The organism is Paenibacillus algicola, assembly GCF_005577435.1.
Lineage (GTDB): Bacteria > Bacillota > Bacilli > Paenibacillales > Paenibacillaceae > Paenibacillus_AQ > Paenibacillus_AQ algicola.
Genome location: NZ_CP040396.1, coordinates 587,263 through 609,282, shown reverse-complemented (window position 1 = coordinate 609,282; position 22,020 = coordinate 587,263). Strand labels below are relative to the sequence as shown.

General features: G+C 51.4%; 25 protein-coding genes. 6 read left to right on the top strand and 19 right to left on the bottom strand.

What is annotated here, in order from left to right:
• Positions 1-166: 166 nt before the first annotated feature.
• Positions 167-793 carry a type 1 glutamine amidotransferase family protein gene (locus E6C60_RS02750; protein ID WP_138224353.1) on the bottom strand — a complete coding sequence of 209 codons (627 nt, stop codon included), beginning with the start codon at positions 791-793 and terminating at the stop codon, positions 167-169.
• 110 nt (positions 794-903) lie between these two features.
• Positions 904-1,866, bottom strand: coding sequence for a helix-turn-helix transcriptional regulator (locus E6C60_RS02745; RefSeq protein WP_138224352.1), 963 nt, complete (start codon positions 1,864-1,866; stop codon positions 904-906).
• 254 nt (positions 1,867-2,120) lie between these two features.
• Between E6C60_RS02745 and E6C60_RS02740 the strand changes: the two genes are divergently transcribed.
• Positions 2,121-2,618: a hypothetical protein gene (locus E6C60_RS02740; RefSeq protein ID WP_138224351.1), complete on the top strand. Its 498-nt coding sequence runs from the start codon at positions 2,121-2,123 to the stop codon at positions 2,616-2,618.
• Between the two features lie 360 nt (positions 2,619-2,978).
• Here E6C60_RS02740 and E6C60_RS02735 read toward each other — a convergent pair whose 3' ends face one another.
• The 13 genes from E6C60_RS02735 to E6C60_RS02675 form a co-directional block, all read right to left on the bottom strand.
• Positions 2,979-4,280: an ABC transporter permease gene (locus E6C60_RS02735; protein ID WP_138224350.1), complete on the bottom strand. Its 1,302-nt coding sequence runs from the start codon at positions 4,278-4,280 to the stop codon at positions 2,979-2,981.
• Positions 4,273-5,175, bottom strand: coding sequence for an ABC transporter ATP-binding protein (locus E6C60_RS02730; RefSeq protein ID WP_138224349.1), 903 nt, complete (start codon positions 5,173-5,175; stop codon positions 4,273-4,275). Before E6C60_RS02730 ends, E6C60_RS02735 begins: the two co-directional genes overlap by 8 nt.
• A gap of 18 nt (positions 5,176-5,193) precedes the next feature.
• Positions 5,194-6,096, bottom strand: a complete 903-nt coding sequence (locus E6C60_RS02725; RefSeq protein WP_138227596.1) for an ATP-binding cassette domain-containing protein — start codon at positions 6,094-6,096, stop codon at positions 5,194-5,196.
• Entirely contained in the window at positions 6,077-6,499 is a 423-nt protein-coding gene (locus E6C60_RS02720) for a GntR family transcriptional regulator (protein ID WP_138224348.1), read from the bottom strand. Before E6C60_RS02720 ends, E6C60_RS02725 begins: the two co-directional genes overlap by 20 nt.
• 55 nt (positions 6,500-6,554) lie before the next feature.
• Positions 6,555-7,280, bottom strand: coding sequence for an ABC-2 transporter permease (locus tag E6C60_RS02715; protein ID WP_138224347.1), 726 nt, complete (start codon positions 7,278-7,280; stop codon positions 6,555-6,557).
• Between the two features lie 260 nt (positions 7,281-7,540).
• The gene (locus E6C60_RS02710) at positions 7,541-8,008 is read right to left on the bottom strand and encodes a DUF420 domain-containing protein (protein WP_138224346.1); all 468 of its coding nucleotides are present in this window, start codon (positions 8,006-8,008) and stop codon (positions 7,541-7,543) included.
• A 54-nt stretch (positions 8,009-8,062) separates the two neighbouring features.
• Entirely contained in the window at positions 8,063-8,974 is a 912-nt protein-coding gene (ctaG, locus tag E6C60_RS02705) for a cytochrome c oxidase assembly factor CtaG (protein WP_138224345.1), read from the bottom strand.
• 190 nt (positions 8,975-9,164) lie between these two features.
• Complete coding sequence (locus E6C60_RS02700) at positions 9,165-9,488, bottom strand: cytochrome C oxidase subunit IV family protein (protein ID WP_138224344.1); 324 nt, start codon at positions 9,486-9,488, stop codon at positions 9,165-9,167.
• Between the two features lie 3 nt (positions 9,489-9,491).
• Positions 9,492-10,118, bottom strand: a complete 627-nt coding sequence (locus E6C60_RS02695; protein WP_138224343.1) for a cytochrome (ubi)quinol oxidase subunit III — start codon at positions 10,116-10,118, stop codon at positions 9,492-9,494.
• Positions 10,115-11,962: a cytochrome c oxidase subunit I gene (gene ctaD / locus E6C60_RS02690; RefSeq protein WP_138227595.1), complete on the bottom strand. Its 1,848-nt coding sequence runs from the start codon at positions 11,960-11,962 to the stop codon at positions 10,115-10,117. Before ctaD ends, E6C60_RS02695 begins: the two co-directional genes overlap by 4 nt.
• Before the next feature lie 104 nt (positions 11,963-12,066).
• A complete protein-coding gene (gene coxB, locus E6C60_RS02685; RefSeq protein WP_138224342.1) occupies positions 12,067-13,116 on the bottom strand; it encodes a cytochrome c oxidase subunit II in 1,050 nt (349 codons plus the stop codon).
• Between the two features lie 407 nt (positions 13,117-13,523).
• Positions 13,524-14,273 (bottom strand): type I methionyl aminopeptidase, encoded by a 750-nt coding sequence (map, locus tag E6C60_RS02680; protein ID WP_138224341.1) that lies wholly within the window; start codon positions 14,271-14,273, stop codon positions 13,524-13,526.
• Positions 14,274-14,438: 165 nt separating this feature from the next.
• Positions 14,439-14,627: a hypothetical protein gene (locus E6C60_RS02675; RefSeq protein WP_138224340.1), complete on the bottom strand. Its 189-nt coding sequence runs from the start codon at positions 14,625-14,627 to the stop codon at positions 14,439-14,441.
• 355 nt (positions 14,628-14,982) lie between these two features.
• Between E6C60_RS02675 and E6C60_RS02670 the strand changes: the two genes are divergently transcribed.
• From E6C60_RS02670 to E6C60_RS21105, 4 genes are all read left to right on the top strand, one after another.
• Positions 14,983-16,011, top strand: coding sequence for a serine hydrolase domain-containing protein (locus E6C60_RS02670; protein WP_138224339.1), 1,029 nt, complete (start codon positions 14,983-14,985; stop codon positions 16,009-16,011).
• 150 nt (positions 16,012-16,161) lie between these two features.
• Positions 16,162-16,440 carry a transposase gene (locus tag E6C60_RS02665; protein WP_138224338.1) on the top strand — a complete coding sequence of 93 codons (279 nt, stop codon included), beginning with the start codon at positions 16,162-16,164 and terminating at the stop codon, positions 16,438-16,440.
• Positions 16,441-16,537: 97 nt separating this feature from the next.
• Positions 16,538-16,876 carry a DUF4870 domain-containing protein gene (locus E6C60_RS02660; protein WP_138224337.1) on the top strand — a complete coding sequence of 113 codons (339 nt, stop codon included), beginning with the start codon at positions 16,538-16,540 and terminating at the stop codon, positions 16,874-16,876.
• A gap of 234 nt (positions 16,877-17,110) precedes the next feature.
• On the top strand, positions 17,111-17,785 hold the full coding sequence (locus E6C60_RS21105; RefSeq protein ID WP_138224336.1) for a hypothetical protein: 675 nt from the start codon (positions 17,111-17,113) through the stop codon (positions 17,783-17,785).
• On the opposite strand, the gene E6C60_RS02650 is transcribed toward E6C60_RS21105, so the two are convergent.
• From E6C60_RS02650 to E6C60_RS02635, 4 genes are all read right to left on the bottom strand, one after another.
• Complete coding sequence (locus E6C60_RS02650) at positions 17,769-18,866, bottom strand: metallophosphoesterase (RefSeq protein ID WP_175415160.1); 1,098 nt, start codon at positions 18,864-18,866, stop codon at positions 17,769-17,771. The two genes, E6C60_RS21105 and E6C60_RS02650, sit on opposite strands and share 17 nt — an antisense overlap.
• A gap of 95 nt (positions 18,867-18,961) precedes the next feature.
• Entirely contained in the window at positions 18,962-19,267 is a 306-nt protein-coding gene (locus tag E6C60_RS02645; protein ID WP_175415159.1) for a hypothetical protein, read from the bottom strand.
• A gap of 112 nt (positions 19,268-19,379) precedes the next feature.
• Positions 19,380-20,240 carry a TrmB family transcriptional regulator gene (locus E6C60_RS02640; RefSeq protein ID WP_138224333.1) on the bottom strand — a complete coding sequence of 287 codons (861 nt, stop codon included), beginning with the start codon at positions 20,238-20,240 and terminating at the stop codon, positions 19,380-19,382.
• 123 nt (positions 20,241-20,363) lie between these two features.
• The gene (locus E6C60_RS02635; RefSeq protein WP_138224332.1) at positions 20,364-21,215 is read right to left on the bottom strand and encodes a zinc ribbon domain-containing protein; all 852 of its coding nucleotides are present in this window, start codon (positions 21,213-21,215) and stop codon (positions 20,364-20,366) included.
• A gap of 306 nt (positions 21,216-21,521) precedes the next feature.
• Between E6C60_RS02635 and E6C60_RS02630 the strand changes: the two genes are divergently transcribed.
• Positions 21,522-21,890: a hypothetical protein gene (locus E6C60_RS02630; RefSeq protein ID WP_138224331.1), complete on the top strand. Its 369-nt coding sequence runs from the start codon at positions 21,522-21,524 to the stop codon at positions 21,888-21,890.
• Positions 21,891-22,020 lie beyond the last annotated feature (130 nt).

Genomic DNA, 22,020 nt, shown 5'->3' with positions numbered 1-22,020 from the left:
TTTTCTACCCTATCATCATAGATCAACGCATAAACAACATCTACTCTCTTCAAATCATCCACGCCTTCAATTCTATTCATCTTGATTAAGATGGTTTATGATTTATGCTATAAAATTTATATTCCAGATTATAGCGATGATTACAGGTATGATCAACGATAAATCCTTACTGAATAGAGCTCATCAGCTCATAGAAATAGCCAGGCTCCTGAGTTTTATTCAGATGATACCAGGCATGTAGGGTTTGGGGTGACCATACATTTAACGCCGTTAATACATGCAACGAGAATTCTAGTGGAGCTACGCCGGAGGCCGTGATTAACATTCCATCTGTGACAGCAGACTCCGCTTTGTAATAGGCTTCGCCTGTATAAGAAGGACAAATCATCTTCAGGTAGGACAGATCATTGCTAGTGTGTGCACGTGAGTCTAACAAGCCTGCTAGAGCCAGTCCCATGGTAGCACCGCAAATGGCTCCAACTAAGATATTCTTCCTTAAACACAGTTCGGCTATCTCTAGGATGGGAGCGTGAATAGCTTCTGTCCACGTATTCCCACCAGGCAAAATCAGAGCATCTATGCTTGTTACGCTGCACTCATCTACGGTGAGATCAGGTACTATGGTCAATCCCCCCATGGTGGTCACCGGCGTCTTCTCGATCCCTACCGTTACTATTCGCGCCGGGGTCACCCCTTGTCTGAAGTATCTTCCGGAATTCAGCTCCGCGGTTACATAACCGATTTCCCAGTCAGACATCGTATCAAATACATAAAGATATACCGTATGATTCATTTCCAATTCTCCTCATCAAGTTCGTTGTATGTACAGCACCATTCATCAGTCGTGAGTGGATGTTATCATCATAAAACAACTTCACTGACAGCTGCTGTCAGTGAAGTTGTTTAGCCTTGATAATATTCCATCAAGTCTGAGGCAACCTCCACAAGTTTATTTTTCAAACCCTGCGGCTCTATGACTTGAATGGATTTCCCGTAAGGAAGAATAATAGATGGAACGTAGGTATACAGTGCCTCTTCTTCCAGTACAAACACAGCTTGCGTGGATGTCCGCTCTAGTAGATGATGCTCCAAAAACCAATGCATACATAGATTATCCAGCGCTCCGGCCCTGCCACGAATCTTACATGCAATGTATCCGGATTTATCGACTGCGTCAGGCAATAGATTGTTCATAAAAAAAGAACGCACCGAGAAATCCTGAGGACGCCTGAAGCTGCAGTCCGTGGAGGTAACGCTCAGAATACATTCAACTCGAAAGCTGCGAATCTCCTTTCGCAGGCGGCAAAACGCAATGATGTACCATTTATGATTCCAATTAACGACGCCATAAGGGTCGATTACCCGATTAGGAGACCGCTCTTCATAACGGTTACGATAAGTAATGTCTACAGACCTTTCATGGGCGACAGCTTGCTCCAATTGCTGCAATACCGGCTGTATAGCCGGGTTCCCCTTGCGGTTAATAACTTCAAATCCGGCTAAATGGTGGCTAAGTATATGTTCCTGCTCATGATTGGAGTACATTTTCAGCTTGGATGCTGCCTGCTCTAAGGCCTCACCTAAAGGGTACCCGGCTTCTTTGGCAAACAGAGCGGCCTGGAGCAAGGCCTTGTTCTCATCCATACTGAATCTCAGTGGAGATTGGATGAAATGATGCAGCAAGCTGTATCCACCATGATGCCCGGCATCAGAAATGATCGGAACACCGCTGGCACATAGTGCATCAATATACCGGTAAACGGTTCTAATGTTGATCTCCAGCTTTTCTGATATTTGCTTTGCAGTACATTTCTTTCCCGAATTCAGCATCCATAGAATGGCCAGCATGCTATCATTTTTTGGCATAAAATAAACCTCACATGGTTTCCATTGATTCTTCTATATCCATCATACTACTATATCCTCTTTCATTAAGACATCGATTTCTATGCAGCTGAGAGCATAAGTGACCTGTAAGTTTTGATGTCGATCAACAAAAGTCAGTAGAATCAAATCACATTTTCTCCCAATATATGGTATGATAATCACGCATATAAATCTAAATCGGTATATTACAATTTGTAAAGTTATTCTCAAAAAATTGTTAAGGAGCAGATTGAATGAGAAAATCTATTTTGTTGGTGCAGATGATATTATGCAGTATGCTTCTGATCTCATGCTCCGTTCCAGAGCGCACAAATCAAGACAATGAGTCAGAAGAAGTTTTGTCAGGGATAAATATATCGATTTACAACGATAATTCGATTAAGCCACAACCTGAGTTATTTGATGTCGAATCCGAAGCAAACCTATTAAGTACTACCGTTCGTGAGATCGAAAACGCTGATCCTGCCCCAGTAACTATACCAACGATAGATGAAATAAATAGAATTTTGATTCTCGAATTTACCTATGAGAAGAAAGGGAAGACTACTTCTAAGACAGACTACTACATAATGATTTGGGATAATAGCGAAAAGTACTATATTAAAAAGTTTACAATGACACGTGATTTTTATTACGATAAATACGACGAACAGGCGAAAGAAAAGATCCTCCAAAGCGTAGGTTCTGATAACTGGAGATCCATTCTCCCATTAACGATATTGACGAATTAAGTTTGAATCAGCAGCTTACTGGGAAGTTCGTGTTCAAGATCAGCAAAGTATGACGATCAGGACCCTCTTGCGATGAGCAGGGGGTTCTTGTGTTGGCGGCTATTCTTGTTTCCGGTATTTCAGTATAATGGAGGCTACGTTTTACCAGATACCCCTTTCCACTACTTTTTGCATTGAGCCAGGATTAAACAAGTTATTTTATATTTTGTTCTGAACATAAAAAAGACCAGCTAGATCAAGAATCTGAATAAGCTGGTCTTTCCATTTAGTCTCATTTTATTAATGATATAAAAAGTCTCATTTAAAACTAAACTCTTACTCTTTGATAAAAATTACTCACAATATATTACACCACACCGCCTAAATCTTATACGCCTTCATCGCCTTGCGCAGCTCTTTAAAGCTCGGACGCTTGCCGTACATGAGGACGCCGGTCCGGTAGATTTTGGCTGCAAGCCAGCCGAAGACCAGGATGGAAACCAGCAGAATGCCCAGGGATACAAGAACTTCCCACAGCGGGGCATCGCCCAGGCCAATCCGTACGATCACGGAGGTCGGGGAGACGAATGGAATGTAGGAGGACACCTTCATCAATGTAGAATTTGGAGCTCCCAGGCTGAAGATGGCAATGTAAAAGGCTGCCAGGGACAGCATGGTGATCGGCATAATCGCCTGTCCCAGATCCTCGGTGCGGCTTACGATCGAGCCTACGGCTGCGAACAGCACCGCATACAGGAAGTACCCGAAAATGTAGAACAGCAGGCCAAAGACCAGCAGCATCGGATCAACTGCACCGAAGTTGAGATCCAGAGAAGCCATAGCGTCTGTATTGTGCGGCAGCATCAGATTCACTACGGCGACAATGACAAAGGTCAGGATTTGCGTAAGCCCCAGCAGGAACATCCCAATGATTTTGCCAAACATCTGGCTTAGTGGTGAGACGCTTGTGATCAGAATCTCCATAATTCGGGAGCTTTTCTCCGTTGTGACCTCGGAAGCAATCATATTGCCTGTGCTCATCAGGGTGACGAAGAACAGAATGACCAGTGCATACACGATAATGAAATTAATCGGCTCATTGGATGCGGCTTCCTCCGCTTCTGGCTCGCTGTTACCTGCTCCCGCTTCCTCTACACTGCGGGTGCTAATCTGAACCGGCGTGTTAATCTCCTGAATCTGCTCATCACTCAAGCTAAGATCATTCAGCACCGCACGAGTCTTTGCGCCTTGAAGCGCGGCCTGCAGAACCGCCTGCAGCTGAGGCTCCAGCACGTCATCCTCCGAGCTGTAGATGACCGCCGGGAAGCTTTGACCTTCCTGGGCCTCAAAACGGATATAACCGTCAATCAGCCCGCTCGAAACGTCGGAATTCAGCATCGTCTCGTCGAGCGTATCATACTGGATCAGCTTATACTGTGCCGCCATCTCCTCCATCGTGCTTTGGAGCTCTTCGGCGATGGCTGCCTGCTCACCATAGACAAGCCCAATTTGCTGCGGGGCTCCGCCCTGGTCTTCCTGATCACCGCTGAACAGCTGAATGAAGAATGGAATATTAATACCAATCGTAATTAACAGGGCAAAGATCAAGGTCGATACCACAAAAGATTTCGTTCGAACCTTATTCATAAACGTAAACCGGATTACCGTCCACATGTTATTCATTGGATTCACCCACCGCCTTGATAAAGATTTGATTCAATGTCGGCTCCTTCACCTCAAACCGGTGCACCGTACTCTGCGCCATCGCCAGCTGCAGTATCTCCTGGGCTGCGCTCTCTGCTTGAATGCGAATCAGATAGCCGTCCTCCAGCCGATCAACCTGGGTAACACCGGCAATCTCGTCCAATCCATTAACCTCTCCCGACGTGCCTAGTGTAACGTCTTCTCTCGGATACCGGGATTTGATCTCCTTAATGCCGCCCTGAACAACCGTATTCGACCGGTGCAAAATCGTAATATTCCGGCACAGCTCCTCAACATGCTCCATACGGTGAGTCGAGAACAAAATGCTGGTGCCTTGATCCCGCAGCTCTCTCACCGTAGACTTCAGCAGCTCTACGTTCACCGGATCCAGTCCGCTGAAGGCTTCATCCAGAATCAGAATTTGCGGCCGATGTACGACTGCGGCAATAAAGCCCATCTTCTGCTGATTGCCCTTAGACAGCTCTTCGATCTTCTTGTTGTAATACTCCGGAACCTCAAACCGATCCAGCCAGTAGCGGATGCTCTGGTCGGCGTCCTTGGATGACATCCCCCGCAGCTGAGCCAGGTACGAAATCTGCTCACTGACCTTCACCTTGGGATACAGACCCCGCTCTTCCGGCAAATAGCCCATGATCTGGCGAAGCTCCTTATTGTAAGGCTGACCGTTGTACAAAATCTTCCCTTCATCGGGGTAGATCAAGCCAAGCACCATCCGCATCGTTGTCGTCTTGCCGGCTCCGTTGGCACCCAGCAGCCCGTAAATCTCTCCTTCCTCCACCTGAAGTGAGATTTGGTTTACTGCGGTTTTGTCCGCGTAAATTTTTACGACCTCTTCCAATTGCAATCGCTGCATCCTTCTGGTCTCCTCTCTTTATGGCCGAACCGCTCCGGGCTCACTGCCTTGAATCCACAGATCCAGTACTTCATCCAGTTCTAATGCTCTTGTCTTCAGTAGCTTCAATCCTGACGATTGCAGGATCTGCTCCACCGCCATACACTCTGTTGTAACAAAAGAAATCTTCCCTGCGCCCTCCGGCTTCCAGCTCACAATGCCCGGAAGCTCCTCCACCAGCTCAGCGTCTGCACTGATCCAGCATTCCTTCCAATTGTCCAGCAGGCTGTCCTTCTCCACCATCCCGAGCACCTTGCCGTGATGCATGAGCACAATATAGTCTGCCAGGCGGCGCACTTCATCCACGATGTGCGTGGACAGGACAATCGTCGTTTCGCCGCCCTTCATGCATTCCTGCAGCTGATGAATCATCTCTTTCCAGGCGAATGGATCAAGCCCGGAGGAGGGCTCATCCAGCAGCAGCAGTCTCGGCCTTGGCGCCAGCGCGGCCGCAATTTCGAACTTGCGGCGCTCCCCCTTGGACATACTGCCCAGCTTGACCCCCCGGGGCACCCCGAATACCGACAGCAGCGCGTCAAAATAATATCCGTCCCACGTATCGTACCACTGCGACCGGAAGGCCGCGGCAGCCTCCACAGTACTATGCTTCTCTTCCAGACTAAGCTGCTCCGGCACAAAGCCAATCTGCTTGCGAATATGTAAGGGAAGCTCATTACAATGGCTCTCATGAAGCCACGTAATCTCTCCTTCATCCGGAATGACCGCTTGAATGAGCATATTCATGAGCGTGCTTTTGCCCGATCCGTTTGGACCCACTATAGCGACAATATAGCCTTCCGGAATAGACAGTGTAATAGGCCCGATCCGCTTCGTGCGCCGATGCTTCGTTACACCATGCATTTCAATCAGTGCCGGCTCCATCATCCTTCCCCCCTTTTCCCTGGTACTTCTGCTGCAGCATGGCCTCAAACAGGACTCGAAGCTCCTGCTCGCTGCAATGGACCGACAAGGCTGTATTCACGGCTCCCTCTAGCGCCTGAAGCACCGCATCCTGCTTGAACTGCTGCCTTGCCTCCTCACCAACCCCGGCCACAAACGTTCCCGTCCCCTGCCTCGTTCTAAGCAGCCCTTCATTCTCCAAATCCTGATATACCCTTCTGACCGTAATCACACTACAGTTCAGTCCGCTTGCAAATTCCCGAATCGATGGCAGCATGGTGCCCTCCTCAACCTCACCGGTAATAATAAGTGAACGCAGCTGGGTTTCAATCTGGTGATATAAAGGCTCGGCACTGTGCTCATTGATCTGGATCGGGATCCGCACCCATGGTCACCTCTCTTCTATGTACTCTTTAGACAGCCTTGAAGTTTCATCTCATTTACATCAAATCCCGTTTTTTGATCCGGCGGCACGTTAGCCGCAGCGAGCATCCATAGCTGACAAGCCCCGTCAGCACCGTAATATATAGCCATGGAGTCATCAGCCCATACTCCTCTGAACTCGCCATGATTCGATGAATCAAGCTGAAACGCAAACCGGCAGTTTGGATCCCGATCAAGACGAGGACAAACGCGCCAACGACCGCCATGGTCATCCAAAAATACCGTTTGCCGCTCTTCATAAACTCCAGGTAAATATACATGCCGTATACCATAAGCCCGAACCCGATCCAGGTGATGCTGAACAAAATGTACGCACCCAGTGAATAATTCTCCTTGATTCCTTCTCCCGAAAGCAAATACGCAGCCCCGAAAAAAAACACGCCGTTACATACAAAAGCCAGCAAGCCAAGGATGCCCCGACTGAGCACGATCGCTTCTGTTGGGATGGGCAGGCTTTTGTAAAAATAAAGCATTTGCGTGTAGGAGTCCTCGCTCAAATACTTAAAGGCCCTTCTGGAAAGATAGAAGCCCAGCATTGGCGTAAAGATCATAAGCCAAATGTCGTAAAAAGGAAGAGGCGCGGTTTGCTGAAATGCGGTCTTTAGCATGAGCCCGAATGAAGCCCCCGCATACAGCATAAATACGGAAGTCCAAAGCACCATCCATTTATCCTGCCGGAATTCCTTGATGATAATTTGGGTGACCTGCTGCGATAAAGTCAAATTCTTCACCTCCCATTTCCAATAGACTTCAGGTCCGACGGTCCTCCTGTTTCTCAAGCGGTCTCTACCCGATGTGCTTACTTGAAAACTATGTGTGCTTACTGTGTATATCTTTATACACACTATAGATGGCGAACCCAATTCCTGTCAACCTTTAATTGCTGACTCCATTTCTTTGACCTTATACGAATGTAACAAAACAGGCGCTCCAAGAGATCCTCGATCTCTCGAAACGCCTGTACTTGCAAGTATAACCGTCCCTACTCTATGCCAAAAATCACTTTCCACATTGGCGCAGTATGACCGCCCGGGTACAGGAGGTAAAGCAGTACATATACCGCTACGCCTGTAATGGCGGTAATAAACCAGATCACCGAGGTAATGCGGCCCCATTTCCGGTGCTTTGCATATTTTTCCTTGAAGCCAAGCACCAAAGTGCTAATGCCGAACACGGCTGCAACCGTGGCCAGAACAATGTGGAAGATCAGAAACACCTGATAAAATGGCTTGAGATCATCCGGTCCGCCCCAGGTCGTATTACCGACAAATATGGTGCGCGAGCTGTAAATAATAAAGAAAATCACCGCGGCAATCGCAGCCAGGATCATCGTCTTTTTGTGCGCTGCGCGCTTGCCTTTTATGATGAGCCCCCACCCGATCGCAACCAGCACGGCGCTGATCACAATGAATGTTGTGCTGATGGTGGGAAACAAGAAATACAGATCCATGATTATCCTCCTTCGTTATGATGCGGTGATGCCAATTACTCCAGCCTGTCTTGTTTAGCTCAGCATGCCGCTCGCAGATGATACCTCTGCCGGCAGCGGATCATCCTCTTCATTCTCCCGCTTGTACCAATGGAAGAACACGTAAGCCAGCATGGAAGCGAATATAATCTCCTGGAAAAACTTCATGATAATCCCGCCGACTCTCTGATCCACCTTGGGATCCATCACACCGAAAAATTCCGGTCCGCCAAAGCGGTTCAGCAGTGCCGAAGGGTCACCAGATACACAGTATCCCATCGCCTTGGCCCAGATGGCCGGATCACTGTACGTCGCATACATCGGCTCACTTGCAAAAATAATGAGTGCACACGCCGGTGTCAGCAGCACCATATTCAAGAAAATGAAGCCCATCTTTGCAAGCCCTGTTGATCGGTCCTTCTCCGGAATCGGCTGCAGGATCGACCACCACATCAGAATGGAGGCAATGAACAGAATCAGATAGTATGCCCGGTGCACCCAGAAATTAAGCATCACAAAGTCATGGATCGCCGGGAAATGATACAGCGAGAACAAGCCGTTAAACAATACCGCTGATAATACAGGACGCGTTAGAAAGCCTAAGGACCGCCCAAACGGATTGACCCGGTCGAAGGAGCGCCACAGCCACACGGGAATGCCGAGAATCAGCAGCGGTGTCGCCACCAGATAAGACATGGCCATACTTACCATATGGAATGAGAACATCGTATGTCCCAGCAGGCTGACAGGACCGCCCTGCGCGATATACATCGACAGCATCCCGCTGACAAACAGCAGCTTTCGGCCGGCTGATACCGGTTCACTCCCTTGAAACCGGCTTGACAAGGGACCCGTCACCGCGAAATAGGCTGCGGTCAGCAGCAGCATAAAGGCGAGAAACAACGGACTCCACTGCTCTTCAAACGTAAAATATTCCAAGCCCAGCATGTAAAAAACCTCCCCCTACCGGGTCAAATCTGTCGAAATTGTGACAAGGGCCTTTAACGAGAGAGAAACGGTATAGCTGCCATCCTGGGCAGGAACCGTTTCTGTAGAAATGCAGGATCGCTTGTCCTGCCATATCCGTAATCTTGATCTTGAAAAAAAGAGGTGGCGCAAAAGCCCACCTCTTCGTATTTTACCACCAAACCCAATAGATTGCCATGACGATTGCTGTGCTTGCCACAAAGAATCCACCGACCATAAACAGAATTGGCATCAGATGGCCTTTATCCTTCAAGTGCATCCAGTAGCCCATTTGCACGAACACCTGAAGCACTGCCATAACGAGCAGCAGAATGATCGTAAAGGCCGGGTTCACATCACCGGCAGCTACTGCCGCAAAGGCGATCGCGGTGAGCACGATGGAGAAAATGAACACCACAATATGCTTTTGGGGACCTTCTGTACGATGACGATGCCTTACGGCCTGATTCTCCGGTTGCTGTTGATTTGCAGCCATTTCTTAGCCCACCTTTCCAAGAAGGTATACGACCGAGAAAATAAACACCCACACGACGTCGATAAAGTGCCAGTACATGGCGGATACATAAACCTTAGGTGCCGTAACGACAGTCAGGCCCTTTCTATACAGCTGAGCAATCAGCAAGCCGATCCAGACTACCCCGAACGCAACGTGAGCGCCGTGAAAGCCGACCAAGGTATAAAATGCGGATGAGAATGCACTCGTCGTCAACCCGAATGATTCATGTGCAACGTACTCGTAAAACTCATAAATTTCCAGGCCCAGGAACGCCAGACCCAAAGCGACCGTAACGATGAGCCATACCTTCAGCTTCTGAAGATCGTGGCGGTGCATCGCCTGGATGGCGAACACACTGGTCAAGCTGCTGACCAGCAGGATTGCAGTAGCAATCGCTGTGATCGGCAGAGAGAACAATTCCGCAGCCGTAGGGCCGTCATTGTTGGAATTGCGAAGTGCAAGGAATGTTGCGAAAAGCGTACCGAAGAGTACGGCTTCCCCGCCCAGGAAGAGCCAGAAGCCGAGCGTCTTGTTGCGGCCCTCGAGGGTCGCTTTTTCGGGCTCGTGAGGAAGCTCTCCGTTTACGTGCTCTGCGTGTGCGGATGTCATGCTTTTTCCTCCTCTTCCTGATCTTCCGGTTCAATATGATAGCCTGGGTCATCGATCAGGGAACGAGTGATCATAGCCCCGAACGTAATCAGCAGACCGACAATCAGAACAAGATAGTTGTTAAAGATAAACGACATGAATGAGTTATTGAAGCCTTCTCTGCTGAACATGAAACCCAGACCTGCGATGAACAGACCCAAGGACATAATGAACGGCAGAATGGAAGGAGACGGCATATGAATCGAGCCAACCGGCTCCGCAGGCGTCATGCCCTTGTTGCCGGACATTTTCTCTTTCCACAGGGCATCAATACCGCGTACCAGCGGAGTCTGCTTGAAATTGTACTCCGGCGGAGGAGAAGGAATACTCCACTCCAGTGTACGTCCATCTTCCCATGGATCGGCCTTGGCATTCTTCGGCTTCTTGCTAGTGATGATGATGTTGTACAGGAACAGCAGAATACCTACGCCCATCAACAGGGCACCGATCGTACTGATCAGGTTCAGGGTGTCAAAATTCTGGTTCGGCAGGTACGAAACGATCCGACGCTGCATTCCCAGCAGACCCAGGAAGTGCTGTACAAAGAACGTCAGGTGGAAGCCAATTGCAAAAGTCCAGAAGGTCCATTTGCCGATCGGCTCGCTCAGCATACGTCCGAACATCTTCGGCCACCAGTAATGGAGACCCGACAGCAGGCCGAATACCAGACCGCCGACAATAACATAGTGGAAATGCGCCACTACAAAATACGTATCATGATACTGGTAATCCGCGGGTGCGGATGCCAACATAACGCCGGTCACGCCGCCCATAACGAACGTCGGAATGAAGCCGACAGCGAACAGGTTGGCGGTCGGGAACGAAATCTGGCCGCCCCACATGGTGAAAAGCCAGTTAAAGATCTTGATCCCCGTAGGTACCGCAATCAGCATGGTTGCAATGGAGAACAGTGCATTCGCCACCGGACCCAGGCCCGTTGTAAACATATGGTGAGCCCAGACCATGAAGCCCAGGAACGCGATCAGAATGGTCGCAAACACCATGGAGCTGTAGCCGAACAGACGCTTACGGGAGAATGTAGGAATAACGTCAGAAATAATACCGAAGGCCGGCAGAATCAGGATGTACACCTCAGGGTGTCCGAAGATCCAGAAAATATGCTGCCACAGTACCGGGCTGCCGCCCGCTGCTACATCAAAGAAATTAGCGTCCAGGATCCGGTCAAAGCTCAAAAGAACCAGACCGACGGTAATTGCCGGGAACGCGAACAGGATCATGGCCGATGTAATGAAGGATGCCCAGGTAAACATAGGCATTCTCATGTAAGACATGCCTGGTGCGCGCATCGTAATGATCGTTACCAGGAAGTTAATACCGCCGATCAGAGTTCCGAGACCGGCAATCTGAAGACCGATCGTATAGAAGTCAACCCCGTGGCTGTCACTGTATGTCGAGGAGGACAACGGTGTATATGCCGTCCAGCCTGCATCCGGTGCGCCGCCCATAACCCAGCTCAGGTTCAGCAGAACACCACCGAACAGGAACGTCCAGAAGCCCAGCGAGTTCAGAAACGGGAACGCAACGTCACGTGCACCGATCTGAAGCGGTATGACCGCATTCATTAATGCAAAGATGACGGGCATAACGCCCAGGAAGATCATTGTCGTCCCGTGCATTGTAATCAATTCGTTAAATACCTGAGCCGATACGAAATCATTCATCGGCTTGATCAGCTGAAGCCGGATCAGAATCGCTTCAATGCCGCCAATTCCGAAGAAAAAACCGCCCGCAATCAGATACAGTATGCCGATTTTTTTGTGATCGACTGTGGTCAGCCAGTCCATGATGCCGGTATAGCGCTTTACGCTATGATGGTGGTCGCCATGGACATGACCTTGAGCCTGTGCTTGAGCCAAGGTTTGTACCCCCTTCTAAAGTCCTTGCTGTATTAGTAATCCAACTTGTAATTGGCCAGGTAATCGGCAATCTGCTCAATCTCTTCATCGCTGAATCCGAGCTCTTTCGGATCAGGCATGGTGTTGCCAGGCTTAACCTCCTGCGGCTCGGAGAGCCATTGTACCAGGTTGTCCTTCACCGGGCTGGAGCCTTTTGCACCGTTAATATCATTCAGCAGAATTCCAGCGATCGTCTCCCGGGAGCCGATCCCTGTCAGATTAGGGCCTAAAAATCCACCTTGGTCACCTACAGCATGGCAGGAGAGACAGTTGGTTCTGAACTTCTCAGCCAGCTGGCTGTCTTCAGGCAGCACGGCCGGCGCTTTGAATGCTTCCACCCAAGCGTCGAATTGTTCAGCTTCAACCGCTTTCACGCGGAATTCCATATATCCGTGTGACTGACCGCACAGCTCTGCACATTTACCAATGTATGTACCTGGGTTTCCTGTACTGAGACTCATATGGTTGATGGAGCCGTCCGGATTCGTATCCGTCTTACCCGCCAGAGAAGGCACCCAGAAGGAGTGAAGCACGTCTGCTGTTCTCAAACGCAGTGCTACCTCACGGTCTACTGGCATCAAGAGCTCTTGAGCGGTTGTAATGTCGTATTGAGGATAACTGAATTCCCACCAGAATTGATGGCCAGTAACCTCAACCTGGAGAACCCCTTCCTCATTCCATTTGTCTTCGCCATAAGCGAACACCTTTTGAATCGTTGGAACTGCAAGCACGATTACGAGGAGAAGCGGAATCGCTGTCCAGATAATCTCGAGCTTGTGGTTGCCTTCAACCTGTACCGGCACTTCGTTCTGGCCCGGTTTTCTGCGGAACTTGATCAGTACATACGCCGCGATTACAAACACGACCACGACCACAAGAGCCATAATCGAGATTGAAATCGTGATCAATCCCAGCTGTCCTTCAGCCACCGGACCTTGTGGATTCAATACTGACAAGTCCTCACGGCCGCAGCCGGACAAGAGCAAAGAAAACATGGCCAACAAAGGAAGAAGACGCTTTAGAGCCTGCCACCGTTTCATCATTGATCTACCCCACTTTTCCGATTTTCGTAGACTACCATCCAAGCGCGAACAGCGGTAATCTACCTGCAGTATCACGGATGAAGTAATCCTGTCCATTAAAGCAATCACCTATTAAATATAAGTTTAAGGTCACCTTTTGTCAATGATTCACAAGGAGTTCACAAATTGTTCGAAAAGATGTCAAAGTCGCGCCACGACTGAGTTTGTAAACGTTTTCATATATAGTTTTCAACAATTGCGAACCGCTTGCAGCTTCCTTGTCTTCTTGACATCGACATAATGTAACACGCACTGCTATATGTACATATTTGGACATGCTCACTCTAGCATTCATGCGGCGGCAGCCGCTAGAATAGTCCCTAAAGCCTTCGCCTCTTGGGCGCAGCCGCCTTCAAATCTCTCAATCCTTACTCCGTCAAAATGAGCGGCCCGCCCTTCGTGATCCCGATGGTATGCTCATACTGGACTCCGAGCGTTCCATCTGCCGCAGAGATCGTCCACCCGTCCTCCTCCCACAGCACGGCTCCTGTAGGACCCAGCGTAAATACCGGCTCAATGGTGATGACCATACCCTCTTTCAGGCGCCGGCCTTTGCCGGGGGTGCCGAAGCTAGGAATATCCGGCGGCTCGTGCAGCTGCTGACCTATGCCATGGCCCACCAGCATCTTGACTACACCGTAGCCGCCTTTTTGCGCAGCACTCTCCAGTATGTAGCCGATATCGCCGATAGTCTGACCGACCCGGGCCTGCTGGATCCCGGCAAATAAAGCAGCCTGTGTGTGCTCCATCAGCCTCGCCGCTTCCTTGCAGGGCGTCCCGGCCGCATAGGTCCAGCCGCGGTCTGCCAGCCACCCATTCTTGTTGACGACCAGATCGATTTTTACAATGTCACCGGCCTTTAGAGGCACCGGCTTCGGAAATCCGTGGCAAATCTGGTGATTGACCGAGGCACAGGTCGCGAACGGAAATCCCTTATGTCCTTTTTGCTCGGGATAGGCTCCGGCCTGCCGCAGAAATTCCTCCACTCTTTCGTCGATTTCCAGTGTCGTGGCACCGGGCCTTACCCATTGCTCAATCTGGCGGTGACAGGCAGCCGCGATGGCTCCTGCTTCACGTATGTAGGCCATTTCCTCTTTGCTTTTCAGGTTGATTCTCATACCGCTTCACTCCTCTGCCATCATGCTCGCCCGCGCGATGTCCTTCCTTCTCACTATATGACGGCAAAGCACGCAAAAAAACCGTTCCCGGGTAATTTCCAGAAACGGTTTAACCATTTATCATCACAAAGCAGTATCAACCACTCTCTGAAAAAAAGCTTTTCTTTAAGATACGGAAGAATTCAGACGGCCGAGCTCGTGCTCCACAACCAGGGTCAGTTCTTCCTCATACCCCCCCATGATATGGTATTTCCGGACATACTCCTTTACAAATTTCTTTGGATCCTTTGGCCGGAAAATTCGTGTCATTTCCCGCAGACTTTCTTTAACCTCATTGTGACCTTTCGTTGCCATGACGATCCCTCCCAAAACGTTTGGAATAACAATTCGTTAAGAGAATGCCGAAAAGATCTACCCGTTAAATTAAATTTCTGCCATGCTTCCCACGGTGATAGGTTGAACCTCAGCAACTTACCGTGCATCTGACACTACATACCACAAAAGCAGCTAACTGAATCATTTATGTATTGTATCATATTCCACTGTTTGTTTCATCTTTCCCAAAAAATGTTTTCTGTTTTGCGGATATGCTCATAAGCTGAGGCGTCGTTTTGGTTAAAATATCAGCAGATCGCTTATGCATTCTATATCAAAGCTGATGCTGCCTGGATTGCAATCTGCTGGCAGGGCTTAAGAGGAGGCGTTCGTCATGCCAAAGACACCCGCTGTATCTATTTTGTCTGCACCTGTACAAAGCTATTCCAGCCTGCCCACTGCTACTCCAGAGGACCAAGGGTGCGAGCCGTCTTTGCTGGAACAGGCACATCTGCAGATCGACAGGCGCTATCCCAAAATGAAAAGCTTTCTCGTGCTCCGTCACGGAAAGCTGGTCTATGAGCAGTACTATAACGGACATCATGCCGGAGCACTGAACGATCTCAGGTCTGCTACCAAGAGCTTCACTTCCATCCTGTTCGGCATCGCACTTGAAGAGAAGCTTCTCCCGCCTCTGGATACGTCGGTGCTCTTCGTACTGGGCAAGCATATGAACAGGCCCGGTCACCGCCTCCTGTCCAGCGTGAGCTTTCATCATCTGCTGAGCATGACTGCAGGCTTTCGGTGGAAAACCGGCAACAAGCTGGGTGAGCCGCTCATTCACCAATTTCACCGTAACCGGCGCTGGGCCTCCTTTGCACTTTCGCTGCCTATAGATGAAGAGCGCATAGGCAGCTTCCAATACCGGAGCACGGACTCCCATCTGCTCTCGGTTGCGATCAGCGAGGGGTCCGGACAGGATGCCTACGCTTTTGCCGCCGACAGGCTGTTCGGTCCGCTGGATATTCACCACTCCGCCTGGGCGCCCAGCCCGGAAGGGCATAGCATGGGTCACGTCGGCCTCTATCTGACCTCTCGGGACATGGCTAAATTCGGACAGTGCTGCCTCCAGCATGGAGAGTGGGAAGGAACGCAGCTGATCCCGGCATCCTGGCTTACACTTGCGCTTAACACCCAAACCGAAGGCTATCCTGCCTTTGGCGATTATGGTTACCAGTGGTGGTCGGGCAAAATCAACGGACAGCCCTACTCCCTTGCCCACGGACACGGAGGTCAGCAAATTTACCTGTTCCCGGGCCTGGATGCGGTGGTCGTATTCACCCAGGACAGCCACGTAAGTCGATGGAAAAACCCCCGCCGGCTCTTGGAGCAATATGTGCTCCAATCTATGGGGGCCGGCTAGCGCGGCGTGGCTGCGGAGCCGGGCGCGCCACCTCCATGGATAATTGGACGCGGAACTGGAGAGGTTATGTGTATATCCGCCGCTGCTGTTTATGAAGGACTGCGCGGCGGCATGGCACTATTTTCTTTTTTCGAAAGGAGCGAGACCGAAATGGCCGGAAAAGATAAAGAAATGCCTCCTATTTCCAGAGAAGAGGTGGAGGTTGACGGTGTGTATACCGATGAGGCTGGGCATGAGGAGCATCTGATGCGCGGCGAAACGTTTCCTGCCGACCCTGTGCTGGGAACGACGGAGTGGCGCCTGAGGGAATACGATTTTGAGAACCATCACGAGGGCCGCACGGATGAGCGCATGGTCGTGAAAGCTAAAAGGCACGGCAAGCAGGACAAGCTGGATCCGCGATACAGCAACGCAGACGGTCAAGGCTAGACTCCTCCCATGAGGACCGAGGCGAGGCTTGACGGCATACTTTGTCCGCTCCGTTCATAAGGTAGAGTAGCTTGCCTTAAGACAAGGAGTTGGTGCAATGTCTCCCTTTAAATCGTCTACCGGAATGCCGGAGAACCTGGCTGGTACGCTCTGCTATCTTTTTCCGATGGTGGGCGGCATCCTCTTCCTCGCATTGGAAAAAAGAAGCCGCTACGTCTTGTTCCACGCCCTGCAGTCTCTGCTGGCCTTCGGCATCCTTGCCCTAGCCCATCTGCTCTCCGGGGCCGTGCCCCTGATCGGGCTGCTGGCGACTGCTCTGCTGGGTCTCGTCAGCGTGCTGCTGTGGCTCATGATGATGATCCACGCCGCACAAGGGCGCTGGTATAAGCTGCCCTGGATCGGGTATTTTGCGGAAAAACAGATCACGCGAATGTAAGTAAGCCTGAAGCTGGGCCTCGAGAAAACTTGAAGAGGGTGTCCCGAAGTAAATTCGGGACACCCTCTTGTTTTATCTTGGCGCGGCGGTCACGGCGCCTTACGGCTCATTGAACGCGAAATACCGAACTCGTTCCGCGGTCACCACGCCTGGCGGCTCATTGAACGCGAAATACCGAACTCGTTTCGCGACTACCACGCCTTAAGGCTCATCGAACGCGAAATACCGAACTCGTTGCGCGACTGCCGCGCCTTAAGGCTCATCGAACGCGAAATACCGAACTCGTTGCGCGGTCACGACGCCTTACGGCTCAACGAACGCGAAATACCGAACTCGTTCCGCGACTACGACGCCTTACGGCTCAACGAACGCGAAATACCGAACTCGTTGCGCGACTACGACGCCTTACGGCTCATCGAACGCGAAATACCGAACTCGTTTCGCGACTACCGCGCCTTACGGCTCATCGAACGCGAAATACCGAACTCGTTCCGCGGTCACGACGCCTTACGGCTCATTGAACGCGAAATACCGAACTCGTTGCGCGGTCACGACGCCTTACGGCTCATCGAACGCGAAAAACCGAACTCGTTCCGCGACTATCGCGCCTGGCGGCCCAACGAACGCGAAATACCGAACTCGTTTCGCGACTACCACGCCTTACGGCTCATCGAACGCGAAATACCGAACTCGTTCCGCGACCACGGCGCCTTACGGCTCATCGAACGCGAAATACCGAACTCGTTTCGCGACTACCACGCCTGGCGGCCCAGCGAACGCGAAATACCGAACTCGTTGCGCGGTCACGACGCCCTACCGCGCCTCACGGCGCCCGCACCGCTCCACGCGCCCCCAGCACCACACAGACGCCCCGCGCCCACACGCCGCTCACCTACGGCTGAAAGGTGACCTCGATCTGCACGATCTCCGAGCGCGAGCCGAGGCGGATGGGCGGTCCCCAGAAGCCGTAGCCGGAGGTTACGATGGAGTGCATGCTGCCTTTTTGCAAATAGCCCCAATCATTCTCAAACAGCGCGCCGGTAATGAGATTGCCAGGGAACACCTGACCGTTGTGGGTATGCCCCGACACGACCAGGTCCGTCCCTGCCTCCTGCGCTTCGTCCAAAGCGTTCGGCTGGTGATCCAGCAGCAGCACGGGCGCGGTCAAATCGCGTCCACTCAGGATTTGCGACAGCCCCGCCCGACCTGCATCCTGCTTGTCCCGCCGTCCCGCAATCGTTATGCCCTGCACCTCGGCCGTTTCATCATAGAGCACCTGCATTCCGCTTTGCTCCAAAGCTGCGATCAGCTCGGTGATCTCTCCATCAAAGCGGTCGTGGTTTCCAAGCGAGGTGTACACCCCGTATTTACTCTGAATTCCCTTCAGCAGCTCCACCATGCCGAGGTCCAGGTAAGCCTCCAGATCATCGTCAATGACATCCCCCGGAATCAGCACGAGATCCGGCTGCAGCCGGTTCATCTCCTCTACCATTCTTTCGGCATGCCCGGCGCCGGATAACAGTCCAAAGTGCATATCTGCCGCCATCACGATGTTCAGAGACTCCACGTCTGCGGCTTTGGGAATAGTAACCTCATAAGAGCGGACTACCGGACTATAAGCGTTGTAAATTCCGAAGCCAATAATAGCGGCCGACAGCACCAGTACCGTGATTCCGGCTCTTTTCTCCGTACGATGGGAGTGCAAAGAAGCCAGCTTCATCACCCACAGCAGCAAATGCGTCAGCGGCAGCAGCAGAATGAGAACATAAAAGAGCGCCATCCAGTATGATCCGATCATACTCAGAATTGTGACGCCGCCAAAAAACCGCCCCAGAATAAACGAGGTCGAAACAACGGTCAGTATGATAATATATGCGGCCTTCAGCCAGCGGGCCGGCTTCGGACTCATCCACTTCCACAGGCTTCGGCCAATGTAGTAGACCAGCAGTGCGTAAACAAGCAGTATGGCAATCCCAGCAGCTATAAACATGTTCAGTCCCCTTTTTTGATATATACGGTATGAACTCTATTATAGCAAGCAGGCACGGGATATCCCAGCGGCGGGGTACGAGCCCCCGATCACGCCTAGAAGCCGGCTCGCTTCGGGGAGAGCAGCTCATTTAATATCGACTTCAAATTGTGGTCCTCCTGATGCTTCTCCTCACCAAGATTGAGCTCATTCACGCGAATGTAGCGAAAAGCCGGGTCCAGGCCGGCCGGCAAAAACCGCTGGCTGTCATCCGGATCCGGCACTACGTGAAGGTCCATATCCGCAAACATGCCAATCAGATCCTCCCCCGCCGGCCGCTCCCCCGCCTCCACAAAAATCAAGCCCCGCAGCTTCTTGGGCCCCTCTTTCTGAACGACAGTAAAATGAACGATACATTCCATACTCTCATCTCCTTCATGGTTTAGAACCAAATGTAGAACCATAACCAGGGTGACTTCTATGTTACCCAATGTACCCACGCTCTAAAAAAATAAACGCACCGCTAGGGTGCGCTTATCCGGTCTCTTTTTGACTGGCAGGCCGGTCATTTCCTTTCATGGCTTCAATGCCCAACTCATCCTCGGACTCCGGGCTCAGATACTCCTTCTGAATGACATCAAAATGAGCACCATAGCGCTCCTCAAGCTCCTTGCCCATATCCTGCTCCAGCTCGAACAGCACCAGCTCCTGCGAGAACTGGCTCAAGAGCAGCTCCACCATAACGGGATGCGTAGTGACGAGCGCGCTGGTGTCCAGCTCGCCCCCTCTCATGCCAATCATGCACCAGGCGCGGTCCACAACCAGCGAGAACTTGCGGCCGCCTCTTTTGCGCTCCTGGGTCCCCTTCCAGCCCGGCCAGGCCAGGGTGCGTGAGATCCCCTGCTCGCTGCTCTCGCATGCCCACAGCACGCGGACACCGCGGGATTCCGCAGCAGCAAGCTCCTTCTGCAGCAGCGCTGCTTCCTCACGCCACAAATCCACCACGATCTCCTGTCTAGCCCCTGCCAGCTGCCGGGCGGCCTGCTCCAATACCGCCTTGTCGCCGTCGCTTTGGGTAAAAGAGTCCTGGACACCGTCCGGACGGGGCAAAATCTTCTCTACAAAAGCAAGCGACGACTCCACCCGCTCGGAAATGAGCCGGGTCAGCTCCTCCGGACGCAGCGCTTTGTAACGGGCCGGCTCTCCCGGCTCCTTCAGCAGCGCGCCCTGACGCTCCAGACGCTGCATGGCCGCATACACATTCGAGCGGGATGCGCCCAGCCGCTTCGCAATCTCGTACCCCCCCGCCGGGCCGTGGCGAGCCAGCTCCACGATGATTTTGGATTCAATCTCGGTAAAACCGAGGCTGCGCAGATGATGCAGTAACTGTTCCATACTTATGTCCTCCCCGTGCTGTTTACGGCTTCTGATCTCCTGACGCATCTTGCGGATCGTCACCATTCATGAATCCGGGCCAGATCCCGCGCTGGTTGGCGTGCGGTGCTCAGACCTAATGAATCAAATTTGCTCGGCGCCGCACCGCGGACACCACTTCGAGCCTTTCGTGAGATCGCCGCTGCAGATCTGGCATTTCACCGTATCTCTGTCCAAGCCCTCTGCCGCAGCCGCATCCCGGCTCTGATTGTTCTCCTGCCAGAAGCGGATTCTGCGATCCAGCTCCAGCTGACGCTCTCTCTCCCGCTCCAGCTCCTCCAGATGACGGCGTTCCCGTCCCTTCTCCTCCTGCTGCCGGCGCACATGCTCTTCCTCCGGTTCGTAGGAATCCTCGTCGGGGCCGTAATCCTCGTATTCCGTTCCAAAAGAGTACTCATCGTCCTCTTCAAGGTTTTGGTCCTGGGCCTGCTCCTTCTCATCCTTGCCAGCACGATACTTGTAGCCTTCGTCCGGATTGCGCTCCGCCGCTGCCGTTTCTTCCCGGTACAGTGACTCTTCTGCAGCGTCCTCATACACGCTGTCCTGAGTCCGTTCTGTACGCCGCACCTCATAGGACGGCTTGCGGCCTTCCTGCTTGCTGCCGCAATACGGACAGAAGTTAACGTCCAGCGGTACGGTACGGCCGCACTGACAGAGGCGCTCATTTTTCATAACGGCGATTCGTCCGCGCAAGCTGTAAATCTGCTCCTCCAGCTCATCGCACGCTTTGGCCAGGCTGACCATTTCCTTCTCCGCAAGACTCATATCCTGGGAACGGTAGCCTTCATAAAAAACCTTCCCCATCTCGGTATAATAGCTGTTCTTCTGCTGTTCAATCTCCGAAATCCGGCTGTTCAGCTTATTGATCTCGACGACATGCTGAGCTTTTTCGGTCGCTTTGTTCGCACCGTCCTTCAGCCTCTGCAAAATATTCATATCGCTTCTCCTCCTTCATTTCCCGCGGGTAATCATCCTATTGTTTTCAATCCTTGCAAGTATATGCTCACTCTCAGGCTCTTTGGTATGGCGCGTGCGCCTTTTCATAATATGTATGCTGTAAGTTGCAAACGACAAGAGCTGACTCTATCATACCAAATTTGCAAGCCTTTGAAAAAAAAGAAGCAAGTCACAAAGCTCAGCTTCCTGCTATGATTCACCCGGCTGCGGGCAGTGTAAACAATGGATATACTTTCATTACACTCCGGGAGCCCCCGGGCAAACGAGATCACGGAGGGATTTTTTATGAGCGAGAACAAAAAGTACTATATATCGATTGCGCACAACCTGATCCAGGAAGAGCCTTACGATTCGAATGAATTTGTTGTATATGTCGATGACGATCAGCTCGTGAAATTAAGAGATTTGATGAAGGATGCCTCGGGCAGCGACAAGCATGCGTTTCTCCGCACCTTTATTCCGTACAAATCAGCGGATCACGACGAGGCGGTCGAGGAGCATGATGACACTGTAATTGCCTTGTACAGCTATATCTATCGGTTCGGAGACGAAACCGCAAGGAAGACGATCAAGGACATGAATATTATTCCGAAGCTGGTGGAGGACACGGGGTATGACGATCCCGGCTATGAAGGATCTCCGCTCAACAAATAAAATAAATGCCGTGCAGGAAGCAGGGATCCGGTGACAGGATGCCTGCTTTTTGGGCATGACAAAGGGCCAGCTTCCTTCCGAAGCTGGTTCCTTGTCGTCTGTAGGGAGAGCAGCTGCCTCTTCCTTAGCT